Origin of the sequence: Streptomyces roseofulvus (genome assembly GCF_039534915.1) — a bacterium.
In the GTDB taxonomy this organism is placed as follows: domain Bacteria; phylum Actinomycetota; class Actinomycetes; order Streptomycetales; family Streptomycetaceae; genus Streptomyces; species Streptomyces roseofulvus.
In genome coordinates, this window is the sequence record NZ_BAAAWE010000001.1 from 3,853,111 (window position 1) to 3,867,597 (window position 14,487).

Consider the following 14,487-nt stretch of genomic DNA (forward strand, 5'->3'; position numbering starts at 1 on the left):
CGGGCCGCGCCGCCTCAGTACAGCCGCGGCGCCATCACGTGCGCGTCGGGGTCCCCCTCGACGATGAGGACACAGCGGGGCACGCCCGGGCCCGCGGTGGCGCGCACGGTCGCCGGTGTCGGCGGGTCCGTCGGCAGCTCGACCGGGACGGCCACCGGGCGGTCGCCCTCGGCCGGCGTGTGCCCGGTCTCCTTCCCGTCGACCAGCACCTCGACCACGGGCCGCATACCGGTCTCCACGGTCGCCGAGACCGAATGGCCCCGGTAGTCGATGTGGAAGTGGTGGCGTCGCCTCATGGGTCACCTCCGCGGCGGGCTCCGGACGCCGCCTCCGGCGCCTGCGGACACCTCCGTCCCTCCAGCGTAGGGACGCCGGGGCCCGCGCGCCCCTCCGGACCGGCCGTCACCGGGTGACCAGGAGCCCCAGGCAGCCGATGCCGACCAGCACGGCGCAGACCGTCAGGTTGACCGCCCGGTACTCCAGGAAGACCGCCGCGAACTCGCGGAGCGTGGCGCTCGGCCAGTAGTACGCGGCGGTCGGCGAGCCCACCACCTGGCCGTCCACCCCGGCCTTCCGCGCCATGAGCGCAGCCCGGAAGGCGTGGAAGTTGTTGGTGACGACGACGCAGCCGGCGTCCGGCCGCTCCGCCTCCATCAACTCCTTGCTGAACAGCAGGTTCTCCTCCGTGGTGCGGGAGCGGTCCTCGCGGATGATCCGGTCCTCCGGGAAGCCCCGCTCCACCAGGTACGCGGCCATGGCGTGGGACTCCGGCAGCTCCTCGTCCGGTCCCTGGCCGCCGGAGGTGACCAGGAGCGGCGGCCCGTCCCCGCCGCGCGCGGCCAGCCGCTCGTACACCTCCCGCCCCCGGTCGAGCCGGCTCGCCAGGAGCGGCGGCACCCGCCGGCCGCCGATCAGCCCGGAGCCCAGCACCACCACGAAGCCGGCGTCCCGGCGCAACCGCATCCGTCCGTACAGGAACGCGTACCCCACGAAGCAGAGGAAGAGGAAGGAGACATAGCCGAGGACGAGCAGCAGGGTGACGGACACGATGCCGAGGACCCGGGAGCGGAGGAGGACCGCGACCGCCGTCAGCCCGAGCACCCCGAAGATGCCGAGGCCGGCCAGGAGCGACAGCAGATTGGCCGGGCGTCTGCCCTCCTTGCGGACCATCTCGACGCCGTTGGCGCAGAGCAGCCCGGCGAGGACCACCGGGCCGAGACAGAGCACCAGCAGGAGCAGGACGAGGACCGTCTCCGTCAGACCGTGCGGCAGGTCGTCGACGGCCGAGAGCAGACCGATGCCGAGGAAGGTGACGGCGAGACCGAGGTACACCGCGTTCCCGAAGCGGCGGCGGTCGCGCAGCACGCCGACCCCGAAGCAGAGGAGGAAGAGGGCGGACACCGCGAAAGCGATCATGGCGTCATCGTAGGCAGCGGACCCGGCAGCGGAACGGCCCCCGGACAAAGCTGTGGACAACTCCTCGGCGGCCGACCGTCCCCACCCCGCACGGGTGAAGCGCCGGGCCGTCCGCGCCGGCCGCCGACGCCGGCCGTCGGCACCGCTGTCGGCACCGCTCTCGGCGCCGCTCTCGGCGCCGCTCTCGGCGCCGTCGTCAGCGTTCGCGGGAGAGGGCGAACAGCCCTTTCCTGGCCCCCTCTTCGTACGCCTCCCGCAGCTCCGGGGCGTCCAGCAGCGCGTTCAGCGCCGCGTCGCTGCGGGACCGGGCCGCCGTGCAGTACCGCGCCGGCCGGTAGGAGGTGTCGAAGGCGGCGGCCCGCAACAGGTCGACGGCGCCCAGGAGATGGGCCGCCCGGTCGGGGCGGCCGTCCAGCAGCCGTATGCGGGCCAGGAGTTCGGCGGCGCAGGCGGCGCCGACCGCGGATCCGAGCCGCAGGTGCTCGCCCAGTGCCCGGCGGGCGAGCTCGGCGGCCCGGCCCCGTTCCCCGTCCCAGGCGAGGAGTTCGGCCCGGGCGTGGTCCGCCCAGGCGTCGGCGAAGACGTCGCGGCCCGCCCAGGTCCGCCGGCCCGCCCCGTCCAGCTCCAGCTGGTCCAGCGCCTCCTGCGCGGCCTCCGGGTCGGTGCGGCTGAAGCAGAGCGCCAGCGCCGCCCAGCACGCCTCCCGCGTCGGGCCGAAGTCCGGCACGTCCCCGATCTGCGCCAGCGCCTCCCGGAACTCGTCCGCCGCCGCCCGGGTGCGCCCCTGGTAGAGGGCGATGGAGCCGCGCAGATGGGCCAGCAGCCCCAGGCACCGCTCGTCCCCGTCCCGTACCGCGCTCGCCCACGCCCGCACGAGCAGCGGATCGGCGTCCTCGGGGCGGCCCGACTCCAGCTCCAGGAAGGCGGCGAGCCACAGCGCCCGGGCGGGCGGCGGGCCCGGGTGCAGCGTGAGGGCGTGCCGCAGCCGGGTCCGCCCCTCGGTGCCCCGCCCGCAGGCCACCCACAGGAACCACAGCGAGACGGCGATCTCCAGGGACGCGGCGGCCTCGTCGCCGGGCGCGGCCGCCGCCGTCGTCGGGTCCATGGCGGCGGCCAGGTCGGGGAGTTCGCGCAGCGCCAGGTCGCGGGCGTCCAGCTGGCGGCCCCGCTGCCACCACTCGGCGGCCCGCCGGGCGACCTTCACGCACCACGTGCGGTGGTGCAGGACCACGATCCAGCGGTCGCCGCGGGCGGTGAGCCGACGGGCGCCGACCGCGCGCATCGCGTGCGGCATCCAGTGGCGCGGCCCGCCGTCCTCCCCGTCGAACAGGTCGTCCACCGGCAGCAGCGCCCGGGGCGCCAGCCGGTCCAGGACGGTGCCGACGTCGACGGCGGCCAGCGCCCCGTATCCGCAGACCTCCTCCACCGCCCGCCGGTCGAAGGCGCCCTCGAAGACCGACAGCCGCTCCCACAGCAGCCGCTCGGCCGGGCCCGCGGCCGCGTACCCCCGCTCGGCGGCGGCGAGCTGGTCGGCGCCGACCTGCTCGCCCCACAGCACCTCGTACGCGGGCGGTTCTCCCGCCACTCGCCCCATGCTCGTCATCCCCCGTGTCCCCGTTTCCACGGATATGGCCAGGCCCGCCGCGCGCCGTCACTGTGACGTTGGCCGAATACATGGCCATCGAGCGCCGAGGCGGCTTGAATGCATATGCCCTGGTCCACATCCTGGGGTGCTCTCGGGGCCACGACCAAGGTTTTCCGGGGATCGGCCAAGGAGGAAAATGCGCACCGGGGAATCCGTCCTGGGCGAGGCGGATATGTCACTGATCCACGCGCTCCAGATACTGCCGCGGGCGAGCTGGACCCAGTTGTCCGCCGTCCTCGGGGCCGGACCCGACACCCTCGCCCGCCGCTGGGAGCACCTCACCGCCGGCGGCTACGCCTGGACCTCGATGCTCATCGCCCGGCGCGGCGCCGAGGCCGCCCTGTACGCCTGGGTCGAGCTGGAGTGCACCGCCGGCACCACCGAGGCCACGGCGGTCGAGCTGTGCGGCGACCCGGGCACCCTCGGCGTCCACGCGGTGACCGGCGGCGCCGACCTGGTCCTGCTGCTGATCGCGCCGGACCTGCCCGCGCTCGACGCCTATGTCACCGGCCGGGTGCGCCGGCTGCCCGGGGTGCTCCGGGCCCGTACGCAGGTCGTCACGCGCATGCACAACCGTCCCTACCGTTCGCGGGTCGAGCAGCTCACCCCCGCGCAGGCCCGGCTGCTCGCGGAGGTCACCGCCCTGGAGCGGCGGGACGGGGCACGCGCGCGCGTGGTCCCCCAGGTGACGGACCTGGACCGGCGGCTCGTCGCGGAGCTGGCCGGGGACGCCCGCCGCAGCGCCGCCGAGCTGGCCCGGCAGTGCGGAACCAGCGAGTCGACGGTACGCCGCAGGCTGGAGGTCCTGTCGGCGGGCGGCGCGCTGCACCACCACTGCCAGCCGGCGCCGCGGTTCTCCGGGCGTCCGGTGTGGGCGATGGTGACGGCGCAGGTGGCGCCGCTGGACGAGGCGTCGACGGTGGCGGCGCTGACACGGGTGCGGCGCACCCAGGTGATCACCTCGGTGACCGGGCCGCACAACCTGGTGGTGGCGATGTGGCTGGGCTCGGTCGAGGAGCTGCACGAGGTCGCGGCGGGGCTGGTCCGGACCGCGCCGGCGCTGCGGATCACCGGGACGGCGGTCAGCCTGCGCACGTACAAGATCGGCGCGCAGGTACTCGGCCCGGACGGGCGCCGGATGCACCACGTCAAGCCGGAGGCGTGACCCGGAGAACCACCTGGCGCCGCGGGCGCGCGGACCGGAGCCGTGGGAGGCACGCGCGGACCGGAGCCGTAGCGGGCGCACGCGGACCGGGGGTGTCCGAGCCGGTCCCTTTCGGGCGGCGCGGGCCGCGTGGTCTCCTGGGCTCATGGAGTTCGCCGTGTTCGTGACGCTGCCCGGGCTGGTCATCCTGCTGACCGTCGTGGCCTTCGCCGACCAGTTCCTGCGCATGACCGGCCGCGGGAAGCGCCGGGGCACGGTCTCGTCGACCGGTTTCGAGCAGTTGCACGCCACCTTCTCGCCGGGGAAGCAGAGCGAGCTGAAGGAGCGGCAGAGCGCCCTGCTGCTCCGGGACGACGAGGAGGACGGCGCGCCGCCGCGCCGGACCACGGTGGATCTGGCGGGCGGCCGGGCGGTGATCCGGCTCAGGCCGGACGCGACGCCTTGAGCGAGTACATCAGCGGGACGCGGGGGCGGCCGGCCGGGAAGCGGTGGTAGCCGTCCTCGTGGCGCTCCAGGGTCGCGTAGCGGGGGACGAGCGTGACGTCGTGCTCGTGCAGGAACTCGATGCGCAGCCCGGCCTTGGCGAGCGCGGTGACGACCTCGCCGACCGGGTGCACCCACTCGACGCTGCGGTTGTGCACCGTCGGCGCGTCGATGTCGGCGTAGGTGCCGGGGGTGGTGTCCACCCAGGGGTCGCGGACGAAGTAGTCGTGGACGAGCGTGCTGCCGGTCTCGTCGTCGAAGGAGTCCGCGAGGGGGTGGAACTCGGAGACGTACAGGAAGCCCCCGGGGGCGACGAGCGCGGCGGCGATCTCGGCCCAGCGGTCGAGGTCGGGCAGCCAGCAGAGGGCGCCGACGCCGGTGTAGACGATGTCGTACGCCCGGTCGGGCACGGCCTCGGCGGCGTCGTACACGTCGGAGGCGACGAAGGCGGCCCGGTCGGGGCCGAGGCCGAGGTCGGCGGCGAGCGAGCGGGCGGTGTCGACGGCCGGCTCCGAGAAGTCGAGGCCGACGACGCGGGCGGCGCCGTGCCGGGCCCAGGAGAGGGTGTCGAGGCCGATGTGGCACTGGAGGTGCAGGAGGCTGCGGCCGGTGACGTCGCCGACCTCGGCGAGCTCGAAGTCGCGCAGGGCGTCCTTGCCGGCGCGGAAGGCGTCGAGGTCGTAGAACTCGCTGGCGGCGTGGATCGGCACGCGCTCGTCCCAGCGGGCGCGGTTGGCCTCGTGCCAGTCGTCGGGGGTCGGGGAGTACATGCGGCGAGGTTAACGAGCCGGTCACCCGGGCGCGAACGGGTATTCGGTGCCCTCCCGGCGGGGCTCCGGGCCCGTCCCCGTACCGTGGGGGGCGTGTACCGGTTCCTGAGGACCCCCCGCTGGTGGGGGATCAATCTCTTCGTCCTGCTGGCCGTCCCCTTCTGCGTCTTCATGGGGACCTGGCAGCTGGGCAAGTTCGAGGATCGCGTCGACTCCCACCAGGAGGCGGAGCGGAAGCCCGACGCGAGCGCGCAGCGGGCCGAGCCACTGGCGGAGCTGCTGCCGGTGGACAAGGAGACCTCGGGCCGCGCCGCGGAGGCCAGCGGCCGGTACGGGGAGCAGTTCCTGGTGCCGGACCGGGAACTGGACGGCAGGCCGGGCGCGTACGTGCTGACGCTGCTGCGGACGGACGAGGGGCGGTCGCTGCCGGTCGTCCGGGGCTGGCTCCCGGCGGGCGCGGAGGCGCCGCCCGTGCCGTCCGGCGAGGTCACGGTCGTGGGCGCGCTCCAGGCGTCGGAGAACCAGGGCACGAAGGGCGTGCGGACGGCCGGCGGGCTGCCGGAGGGGCAGCTGGGCATGATCAGCGCGGCCTCGCTGGTGAACGTGGTGACGGACGACGTGTACGACGCGTGGATCACGCTCACCGACGCGCCGGCCGGTCTCACGCCGGTGCCGGCGGCCGCGGCGGCGGGCACGGGGCTGGACGCGAAGGCGTTCCAGAACCTCGGCTACACGGCGGAGTGGTTCGTCTTCGGCGGTTTCGTGGTGTTCATGTGGTTCCGGCTGCTGCGCCGGGACAAGGAGGCGGCCCGGGACGAGGACCTGGGCCTGGCCGCGTCCTGACGGGCGGGCTTCCCGCATACGGCGGAAGGGGCCGGGAGAGCGATCTCCCGGCCCCTTCCGCGTGTGTCCGCGTCCTCAGTTCTGGAGCAGGCCGGTCCGGTAGACCGTGCCCGCGCAGGCGTCGCCGAGAGTCGTGGTGACGGTGGGGTCGCCCGGCTCCGCGGTGTGGCTGACGGTGACGCCGCCCTTGCCCGGTTGGGCGCGCAGGAGCTGGGTGCTGACGCCGGAGTCGGTGCCGGTGCCGGTCTCCGTGCCGCCGCCGGTCTCGGTTCCGCCGGGGTCGGTGCCCTCGCCGCCCTCGGTGGGCGTGGGCGTGGGCTCGGTCGGCGTCGGCGTCGGCTCGGTCGGCGTGGGCGTCGGCTCGGTCGGCGTCGGGGTGGGCTCCGTCGGCGTCGGGGTGACCGGCGGCGTGGTGCCGCCGCCGGTCGGGCAGGTCTCGCTCGGCACCCAGGCGAACTTCACCTGGTACGAGCCGCCGGGCTGGAGCAGCACCGAGGCGGACTCGGCCGAGGGGTCGGGCAGGCCGGTCGCCGGGTCGCCGTTGGTGTGCCGGGCGACGGCGATCCGGCCGGGGTCGGCGGAGCCGACGGTGGCGACGCCGACCAGGCCGTCGCCGTCGACGACGCACGCCTCCTGGGAGGCGTTGACGATGGTGAAGCCGCCGTAGACGACTCCGGTGGCGTCGGGGCCGCTGTTGTACGCGCCCGCCGACTGGAGGGTGCCGCGGCCGCAGCTGGGCACCGTGCCGGAGCCGGCGGCGGTGCCGGGGGCGGTCGGGGTGCCCCGGGGGCCGGGGTGGTCGCCGTTCTTGCCCGGGGAGCCCTTGGTGGGTTCCGTGGTGGGCGAGACCTTGACGGAGGGCGCCTTGGTGGCGGCCGGGCCCTCGGCCTCGGCGCCGGTGCCGCCCTGGGCCTGCTCGCCGTGGCCGGCGAGGGCCGGGTGGGCGGCGGTGACGCCGGGGGAGCCGGCGACGTGGACGAGGGCGGGGACGGCGGTGCCGACGAGGACCGCGGCGGCGGCGGCGCCGACGAGGGCCTGCCGCTTGCGGGCGCGGCGGGCGGGGACGGCGTGCCGCAGGTGGTCGAGGGCCTCGGTGGACGGTTCGAGGCCCGCGACGGCGCCGTGGAGCAGGCGCCGCAGCGCGAGCTCGTCCTCGCCGTCGTCCTCGCCGGGTCCGGGGTCGAAGTCCATCATCAGTCGTCCACTCAGGTCGTCACGTCCGACGCGTCCCTGTTCGAAGGCGCGTCCGCTGCGTTCGTCGGGGTCGTGGCGCTCCTCGCCGTGCTCCTGCTGCTCCCGGTCGTTCTCCCGCTCGGCGCTCATGCCTTCGCCTCCATGACGACGCGCAGGGCGGCGATCCCGCGGGAACCGTACGCCTTCACCGAGCCGAGCGAGATGCCGAGCGTCTCGGCGACCTGGGCCTCCGTCATGTCGGCGAAGTACCGCAGGACGAGGACCTCGCGCTGGCGGCGCTGGAGGCCCTTCATCGCCTTGATGAGGGCGTCGCGCTCCAGCTGGTCGTACGCCCCCTCCTCGGCGCTGGCCATGTCGGGCATCGGCTTGGACAGCAGCTTGAGTCCGAGGATGCGGCGGCGCAGCGCGGACCGGGAGAGGTTGACCACCGTCTGGCGCAGGTAGGCGAGGGTCTTCTCGGGGTCGCGGACGCGCCGGCGGGCCGAGTGGACGCGGATGAACGCCTCCTGGACGACGTCCTCGCAGGAGGCGGTGTCGTCGAGGAGGAGGGCCGCGAGGCCGAGCAGCGACCGGTAGTGGGCGCGGTAGGTCTCGGTGAGGTGGTCGACGGTGGTGCCGGCGCCGGTGGTGGCGGCGCCGGTGGTGGCGTCGGCGGCCTTGCGGGGCGCGGGAATGCCGCTGACACCGCCCGCGCGGGGTTCGGTGGGCACGACGGTGGTCACCGGAGGCCCGTCGAGAGGGCGCGGACGTACGGGCGGGCGGGCCGCCGACCCGCGCGCGGGCGCGGGGACGCCACCGGGTCCCCGGAGGGGGAGCACGGCCGTGCGGACCCCGCGGAGCGGGGAGAGCGCAGGGATGTCGAGTACGTCTGCCACGCCAGTTGGACTCTTGTTCCCCCGCGATGGTTGTACGCGTACCCCGCCGTTCTCGGCGGCGTGCAGATCGTCCTCATGCGTAACCGTTCTCCCCCTTTGCCCCGTTTCTTCGCATGCTCCGCACCACGTCCGTGGGTGAACGCGGAGACGCGCCCCGCCCAACTACTAGTTGCAGCAAGGGGGAAGAGCATCGTCCGACACCACATCACCGCAGTTCAAGGGGGTTCCGCCGCCGAATTGCTCACAGGATGTTCACAGAACCCACGAAGTCACCGCAATCGGATACGACGACCGCGCCCGGCCGCTGGGAAGCGGCCGGGCGCGGTGGGTGGGACGAAGGGGCGGCGGGGTCAGCGCCCGGTGCCGCCGTAGACGACGGCCTCGTCCGAGTCGCTGTCCAGACCGAAGGCGGAGTGGACGGCGGTCACGGCCTCGTTGACGTCGTCGGCGCGGGTGACGACCGAGATGCGGATCTCCGAGGTGGAGATGAGCTCGATGTTGACGCCCGCGTCGGACAGGGCGCGGAAGAAGTCCGCGGTCACGCCCGGGTTGGTCTTCATGCCGGCGCCGACGAGGGAGATCTTGCCGATCTGGTCGTCGTAGCGGAGCGAGTCGAAGCCGATCGCGGTCTTCGCCTTCTCCAGGGCGTCGATGGCCTTGCGGCCCTCGGCCTTGGGGAGGGTGAAGGAGATGTCGGTGAGACCGGTGGAGGCCGCCGACACGTTCTGCACGATCATGTCGATGTTGATCTCGGCGTCCGCGACGGCCCGGAAGATGGCCGCGGCCTCGCCCGGCTTGTCCGGCACGCCGACGACGGTGATCTTCGCCTCGGAGGTGTCGTGGGCGACACCGGAGATGATGGCCTGCTCCACCTTGTCCCCTGTCGGTTCGTTGCTGACCCACGTGCCCTGGAGTCCGGAGAAGGACGAGCGGACGTGGATCGGGATGTTGTAGCGGCGTGCGTACTCGACGCAGCGGTGCAGCAGCACCTTGGAGCCGGAGGCGGCGAGCTCCAGCATGTCCTCGAAGGAGATCCAGTCGATCTTCTTCGCCTTCTTCACCACGCGCGGGTCGGCGGTGAAGACGCCGTCGACGTCGGTGTAGATCTCGCAGACCTCGGCGTCGAGCGCGGCGGCGAGCGCCACGGCCGTGGTGTCGGAGCCGCCGCGGCCCAGCGTGGTGATGTCCTTCTTGTCCTGGGACACGCCCTGGAAGCCCGCGACGATGGCGATGTTGCCCTCGTCGAGGGCGGTACGGATCCGGCCCGGCGTGACATCGATGATGCGCGCTTTGTTGTGGACCGAGTCGGTGATGACACCCGCCTGGCTGCCGGTGAACGACTGGGCCTCGTGGCCCAGGTTTTTGATCGCCATCGCCAGCAGGGCCATGGAGATCCGCTCTCCGGCGGTCAGCAGCATGTCGAACTCACGTCCGGCAGGCATGGGAGAAACCTGCTCGGCGAGATCGATCAGCTCGTCCGTCGTGTCGCCCATCGCGGAGACCACGACGACCACCTGGTGGCCGTTCTTCTTGGCTTCCACGATCCGCTTGGCGACGCGCTTGATGCCCTCGGCATCGGCAACGGAGGAGCCTCCGTACTTCTGCACGACAAGGCCCACGTGCGCTCCTCGCTCGGTCGGTGCCGCAGCCCGTGCTGCGGTCGGCTCAGTCTAACGAGCGACCGAAAAACACCGACCCGCTATCACATCCTGAGACGAGACGCTCAAGGAATGATCAAACCGGACGACCGCCCGCTACTTCGCGGACGGGCGGGCCCTCAGGCCCAGGGGGCCGGCGATCTCCTGGAGCATCACGCGGCCGGCCTCCTCCGCGAGGTCGTCCTCGGTGAGGTCCTCGTCCGTGTCCAGCCCGTCCAGGGCCGCCAGGGGCTGGTCCAGGCGGACGTGGGCGACCAGGGACTGGAGGGCGCGGAGGGTGGCGGAGGCGGTGGGGCCCCAGTTGGAGAAGTAGGAGAACTGCCACCACCACAGGGCCTCCGAGGTCCGGCCGGCCCGGTAGTGGGCGAGGCCGTGGCGGAGGTCCGCGACGATGTCGGCGAGGTTGTCCGAGATGCGGGCCGGGACCGGCGCCTTGCGGGGCTCGTACGGGTCGAAGACCTCGGAGAAGACGTCCACCGGCTCCAGCATGACCGCGAACCGCTCCCGCAGCTCGTCCACGTCCGGCTCCGGGCCCGCGTCCGTCTCGTACCGCTCGTCCGGGAGGATGTCCTCGTGCGCGCCCAGCCGGCCGCCGGCCAGCAGCAGCTGGGAGATCTCCAGGAGCAGGAAGGGCACCGCGCTGTCCGGCTCGTCGCCCTTGGCGACCTCGGTCGTGGCGACGATGAAGCTCTCGACGGAGTCCGCGATCTGGACCGCGAAGTCGTCGGGGTTCTGCGTGACGGAGTGGAGCGTGGGGTCAGACATCGAGGAGCCTCCCTGAGAGCTCACCGGCACCGGCCCGGTCCTCCCGCGCCCGGTCGTCATACATCTAGCAGCCTCCGCCCCTCGAAGGCACGGCCCAGCGTCACCTCGTCGGCGTACTCCAGGTCGCCGCCGACCGGCAGACCGCTGGCCAGCCGGGTGACCTTCAGCCCCATGGGCTTGATCATCCGGGCCAGGTACGTGGCGGTGGCCTCGCCCTCCAGGTTGGGGTCGGTCGCCAGGATCAGCTCGGTGACCTCCCCGTCCGCGAGACGGGCGAGCAGCTCCCGGATCCGCAGGTCGTCCGGACCGACGCCCTCGATCGGGCTGATCGCGCCGCCGAGGACGTGGTACCGCCCCCGGAACTCGCGGGTCCGCTCGATCGCGACGACGTCCTTCGGCTCCTCGACCACGCAGATGACGGACAGGTCCCGGCGCGGATCGCGGCAGATGTTGCACTGCTCCTGCTGTGCCACGTTCCCGCAGACCGCGCAGAACCGGACCTTCTCCTTGACCTCCAGGAGCGCGTGGGCCAGCCGGCGCACGTCCGTCGGCTCGGCCTGGAGGACGTGGAAGGCGATCCGCTGCGCGCTCTTGGGACCGACGCCGGGCAGCCTGCCCAGCTCGTCGATCAGGTCCTGGACCACGCCTTCGTACAACGGAACGCCCTTTCCGGGTGTGCTCTTGCCTTCTTACGGTAGTGGCTGGAAGTGCTCGCTAGAAGCCCAGGCCCGGCATTCCGCCCAGACCCTGCGCCAGCGGGCCCAGCTTGGTCTGCTGGAGCTGCTGCGCGTTGTCGTTCGCGGCCTGGACGGCGGCCACGACCAGGTCCGCCAGCGTCTCGGTGTCCTCCGGGTCGACCGCCTTCGGGTCGATGACCAGGGCGCGCAGCTCGCCGGAGCCGGTCACGGTGGCCTTCACCAGACCGCCGCCCGCCTGGCCCTCGACCTCGGTCGCGGCGAGCTCCTGCTGGGCGCGGGCGAGGTCCTGCTGCATCTTCTGCGCCTGCTGGAGGATCTGCTGCATGTTGGGCTGGCCGCCACCGGGGATCACGGTCACTCCTCGTGTCGAAAGGTCGGGTCGGTCCCGTCGGGTACCGGTGTTCCGAGCCTACGCGGTCACGGACCGGCCTGCCGCGACAACTCTTTCGGGTGAGAAACTGCGGGCTCCTCTACCTGATCAACACCCTCTTGCGGGCGGAAATCCCGGGATTCCGGGCCCATCGCCCACCATTCGGCGGTAGGAAGGGCAGGCACCACGTGCACCGCACGTCACAGAAGGACACGAGCGACACGAACGCTGGGCTGAGCAGAGGAGTCCCCCGGTGAGCCACCAGCCGGAGATGCAGCCGCCGGGGCAGCCCGGGGAAGCCGTCGACAGAGATCTGACGGGGAAGCCCTTCCCCCTGGGCGACTGGGGGGAGCCCGCGGAGCGTCTCGACGAGCTCTACCGGTGGGTGGAGTCCAACGCCCTGCGCACCGCCGAGTGGTACCTCTCGGACCGGGTGTGGAAGCGCCGCTGCGCCCGCGCCCTGCGGATCGGCACCGCGCTCGGCGTGATCGCCGGGGCGGCGCTGCCGCTGCTCGACCTGACGGGGGTCGCCCACGGCACGGCCGGCTGGGGTTATCTCTCGCTGCTGCTCGGCGCGGCCTGTCTGGCCTGCGACCGGTACTTCGGGCTGACGTCCGGCTGGATAAGGGACGTGGCGACGGCCCAGGCCGTGCAGCGGCGGCTCCAGGCGCTGCAGTTCGACTGGGCCTCGGAGAGCGTGCGGGAGGTCCTCGGGCCGACCGAGGGGACCGCCAGCGAGGCGGCCGAGCGGTGCCTCGGGGTGCTGCGCCGCTTCTCGGAGGACGTCACGGAGCTGGTGCGGGCGGAGACCGCGGACTGGATGGTCGAGTTCCGCTCGGGGCCGGCGCCGCTGGCGCTCCAGTCGGTCGGGGTCGTCCCGGCCCGGCCGGAGACGGCGCATCCGTCCGGGCGCTTCCCGCTGCCGCCGGGCACCCGGCCGAACATGCCGCGCCAGCGGCCCCCGGAGGCCCGCTGAGGGGCTCCGGGGCCGGCGACAGGGCCTAGGCCGTCTCTTCCGGATCATGCCGGGCTCGCGACGCCTGGCACGCACGCTCCCTGATCCGGCCTGATCCGAAAGAAACGACCTAGCTCAGCATGATCATCGAGCCCTGGGCGAGGCTGCGGGTGGCCGCCGCGTGCAGCCCGAGCCAGACGTGCCGCTCCCGGGCGAAGGGGCCGTCGTCGTACGGGAGCGGGGCCGCGGGCTCCTCCAGCTCGGTGGGCCGGGCGGGCGGGGCCGGGGCGGCCGGCGGGTTCGCCGGGTCGATGCCGAGGGCCGGGGCGACGAACTCCAGTTCCCGCAGCAGCCCGTACGAGGAGCCGAGCGGGCCGCCACCGGCGAGCAGCTCGTCGCTGGAGAGCGGGACCGGGAAGTCGACCGGCACGTAGGCGCCCGCGTGGTCGTAGTGCCAGACCAGGTGGGACTGCTGGGCGGTCGCCTCGAACATCTCCAGGAGCTGCTCGTAGTCCCCGCCGAGCTCGCCGACCGGCTCGACCGGCAGCCCGCAGATCGCCAGCAGGTAGGCGCGGCGCAGATAGTGCAGGGCCTCGTAGTCGAAGCCCGCGACGGGGGCGACGTCGCCGGAGAGCCCGGGCATGTAGGCGTACACGGGCACGGTCGGCAGGCCCGAGGCGCTCAGCACGGCGTCGTAGGCGGCGAGGTCTTCGGCGAAGGGGTTGTCGGGGCTGTGGCACAGCACGTCGACGAGGGGGACCAGCCACAGGTCACAGGCCAAGGGAGGCTCGCTCTCCGTCAGTTCCGGGGAGGGCCAGGGTAGTCGGCGGCGCCGACGACGCCCACCCGAGGAGGACCTGCCCCGGGAAGCCGGGCCTCAACCCGGCGGCGGGTCACCGGCCGATCCGGGCCTCCAGGCGGTCGGCCCATTCCAGGGAGTGCGCGTTGTAGGCGCGGACGACTCCGACGGCGCCCTCGGCGTCGCCGCGGGTGACGGCGTCGATCAGCTCCACGTGGCCGGACCAGAGCCAGCCGTGGAGTTCGCGCTCGGCCCGCAGGTAGGGCACGGAGAAGACCCAGGCCTGGACGCGGAGGCGGTGCAGGAAGCCGGCGATGGGTTCGTTGCGGGCGACGAGCCGGCCCAGTTCGTGCCAGAAGCGGAGGTCGTAGCCGATGAGGACGTCCAGGTCGCCGGCGCGGGCGGCGCGGGCGGCGGCCTCGCCCCGGCGGCGGATCGACACCAGGACGACGCCGATGCCGGCGTCCGGCTCGGGGAGCGGGGCGCGGTCGCGCGGGACGTGGCGGCGGAAGATGCCGTCGACGACGAGCATCCGGGCCTCGACCATGGCCCGGTAGTCGGCCACCGAGAAGCGGTGGACGCGGAAGCCGCGGTGCTGGTCGGAGTCGAGCAGGCCCTCGGCGCAGAGCTCGACGAGCGCCTCGCGCACGGGGGTGGCGGAGACGCCGTACTGCTCCGCGATCTGCTTGACGGTGAACTCCTGGCCGGGCTGGAGACGCCCCGCGAGGACCTCGTCACGGAGCGCGTCCGCGATCTGCCGGCTGAGGGTGCTGCGGGTGACGGCGCTGTTCGCGGGCGTGCCGGGCATGCGGATGGGGCCCCCTCCATGAGGTTCCGGAAGACTCTAGTCC

16 protein-coding genes are annotated in these 14,487 nt (G+C 73.5%); 4 read left to right on the plus strand and 12 right to left on the minus strand.

The window, feature by feature from the left end:
• Positions 1 to 14: 14 nt before the first annotated feature.
• From ABFY03_RS17650 to ABFY03_RS17660, 3 genes are all read right to left on the minus strand, one after another.
• A complete protein-coding gene (locus ABFY03_RS17650; protein WP_319009150.1) occupies positions 15 to 296 on the minus strand; it encodes a hypothetical protein in 282 nt (93 codons plus the stop codon).
• Positions 297 to 402: 106 nt separating this feature from the next.
• Entirely contained in the window at positions 403 to 1,416 is a 1,014-nt protein-coding gene (locus ABFY03_RS17655; protein WP_319009149.1) for a YdcF family protein, read from the minus strand.
• Between the two features lie 196 nt (positions 1,417 to 1,612).
• The gene (locus ABFY03_RS17660; RefSeq protein WP_346170330.1) at positions 1,613 to 3,001 is read right to left on the minus strand and encodes a tetratricopeptide repeat protein; all 1,389 of its coding nucleotides are present in this window, start codon (positions 2,999 to 3,001) and stop codon (positions 1,613 to 1,615) included.
• A gap of 196 nt (positions 3,002 to 3,197) precedes the next feature.
• On the opposite strand from ABFY03_RS17660, the gene ABFY03_RS17665 reads away from it, so the two are divergent.
• A complete protein-coding gene (locus ABFY03_RS17665) occupies positions 3,198 to 4,226 on the plus strand; it encodes an Lrp/AsnC family transcriptional regulator (RefSeq protein WP_319009147.1) in 1,029 nt (342 codons plus the stop codon).
• A 145-nt stretch (positions 4,227 to 4,371) separates the two neighbouring features.
• Positions 4,372 to 4,671 (plus strand): DUF6191 domain-containing protein, encoded by a 300-nt coding sequence (locus ABFY03_RS17670; protein ID WP_319009146.1) that lies wholly within the window; start codon positions 4,372 to 4,374, stop codon positions 4,669 to 4,671.
• On the opposite strand, the gene ABFY03_RS17675 is transcribed toward ABFY03_RS17670, so the two are convergent.
• Positions 4,649 to 5,479, minus strand: coding sequence for a class I SAM-dependent methyltransferase (locus ABFY03_RS17675; RefSeq protein ID WP_319009145.1), 831 nt, complete (start codon positions 5,477 to 5,479; stop codon positions 4,649 to 4,651). The genes ABFY03_RS17670 and ABFY03_RS17675 overlap by 23 nt on opposite strands.
• Before the next feature lie 93 nt (positions 5,480 to 5,572).
• Between ABFY03_RS17675 and ABFY03_RS17680 the strand changes: the two genes are divergently transcribed.
• On the plus strand, positions 5,573 to 6,322 hold the full coding sequence (locus tag ABFY03_RS17680) for an SURF1 family protein (protein WP_346170331.1): 750 nt from the start codon (positions 5,573 to 5,575) through the stop codon (positions 6,320 to 6,322).
• Between the two features lie 75 nt (positions 6,323 to 6,397).
• Here the strand turns inward: ABFY03_RS17680 and ABFY03_RS17685 are convergent, their stop codons facing one another.
• From ABFY03_RS17685 to ABFY03_RS17710, 6 genes are all read right to left on the minus strand, one after another.
• Positions 6,398 to 7,645: a hypothetical protein gene (locus ABFY03_RS17685; protein ID WP_319009143.1), complete on the minus strand. Its 1,248-nt coding sequence runs from the start codon at positions 7,643 to 7,645 to the stop codon at positions 6,398 to 6,400.
• Complete coding sequence (locus tag ABFY03_RS17690; protein ID WP_346172265.1) at positions 7,642 to 8,190, minus strand: SigE family RNA polymerase sigma factor; 549 nt, start codon at positions 8,188 to 8,190, stop codon at positions 7,642 to 7,644. Before ABFY03_RS17690 ends, ABFY03_RS17685 begins: the two co-directional genes overlap by 4 nt.
• A gap of 551 nt (positions 8,191 to 8,741) precedes the next feature.
• A complete protein-coding gene (locus tag ABFY03_RS17695) occupies positions 8,742 to 10,010 on the minus strand; it encodes an aspartate kinase (RefSeq protein ID WP_319009142.1) in 1,269 nt (422 codons plus the stop codon).
• 135 nt (positions 10,011 to 10,145) lie between these two features.
• The gene (locus ABFY03_RS17700) at positions 10,146 to 10,814 is read right to left on the minus strand and encodes a DUF5063 domain-containing protein (protein ID WP_346170332.1); all 669 of its coding nucleotides are present in this window, start codon (positions 10,812 to 10,814) and stop codon (positions 10,146 to 10,148) included.
• Between the two features lie 56 nt (positions 10,815 to 10,870).
• Positions 10,871 to 11,470 carry a recombination mediator RecR gene (recR, locus tag ABFY03_RS17705; RefSeq protein ID WP_319009138.1) on the minus strand — a complete coding sequence of 200 codons (600 nt, stop codon included), beginning with the start codon at positions 11,468 to 11,470 and terminating at the stop codon, positions 10,871 to 10,873.
• A gap of 58 nt (positions 11,471 to 11,528) precedes the next feature.
• Positions 11,529 to 11,864, minus strand: a complete 336-nt coding sequence (locus ABFY03_RS17710) for a YbaB/EbfC family nucleoid-associated protein (RefSeq protein ID WP_031008790.1) — start codon at positions 11,862 to 11,864, stop codon at positions 11,529 to 11,531.
• A 289-nt stretch (positions 11,865 to 12,153) separates the two neighbouring features.
• On the opposite strand from ABFY03_RS17710, the gene ABFY03_RS17715 reads away from it, so the two are divergent.
• On the plus strand, positions 12,154 to 12,858 hold the full coding sequence (locus ABFY03_RS17715; RefSeq protein WP_234338260.1) for an SLATT domain-containing protein: 705 nt from the start codon (positions 12,154 to 12,156) through the stop codon (positions 12,856 to 12,858).
• A 109-nt stretch (positions 12,859 to 12,967) separates the two neighbouring features.
• On the opposite strand, the gene ABFY03_RS17720 is transcribed toward ABFY03_RS17715, so the two are convergent.
• Entirely contained in the window at positions 12,968 to 13,618 is a 651-nt protein-coding gene (locus tag ABFY03_RS17720) for a hypothetical protein (protein WP_319009137.1), read from the minus strand.
• A 112-nt stretch (positions 13,619 to 13,730) separates the two neighbouring features.
• On the minus strand, positions 13,731 to 14,444 hold the full coding sequence (locus ABFY03_RS17725) for a GntR family transcriptional regulator (protein ID WP_319009136.1): 714 nt from the start codon (positions 14,442 to 14,444) through the stop codon (positions 13,731 to 13,733).
• Positions 14,445 to 14,487: the final 43 nt, after the last annotated feature.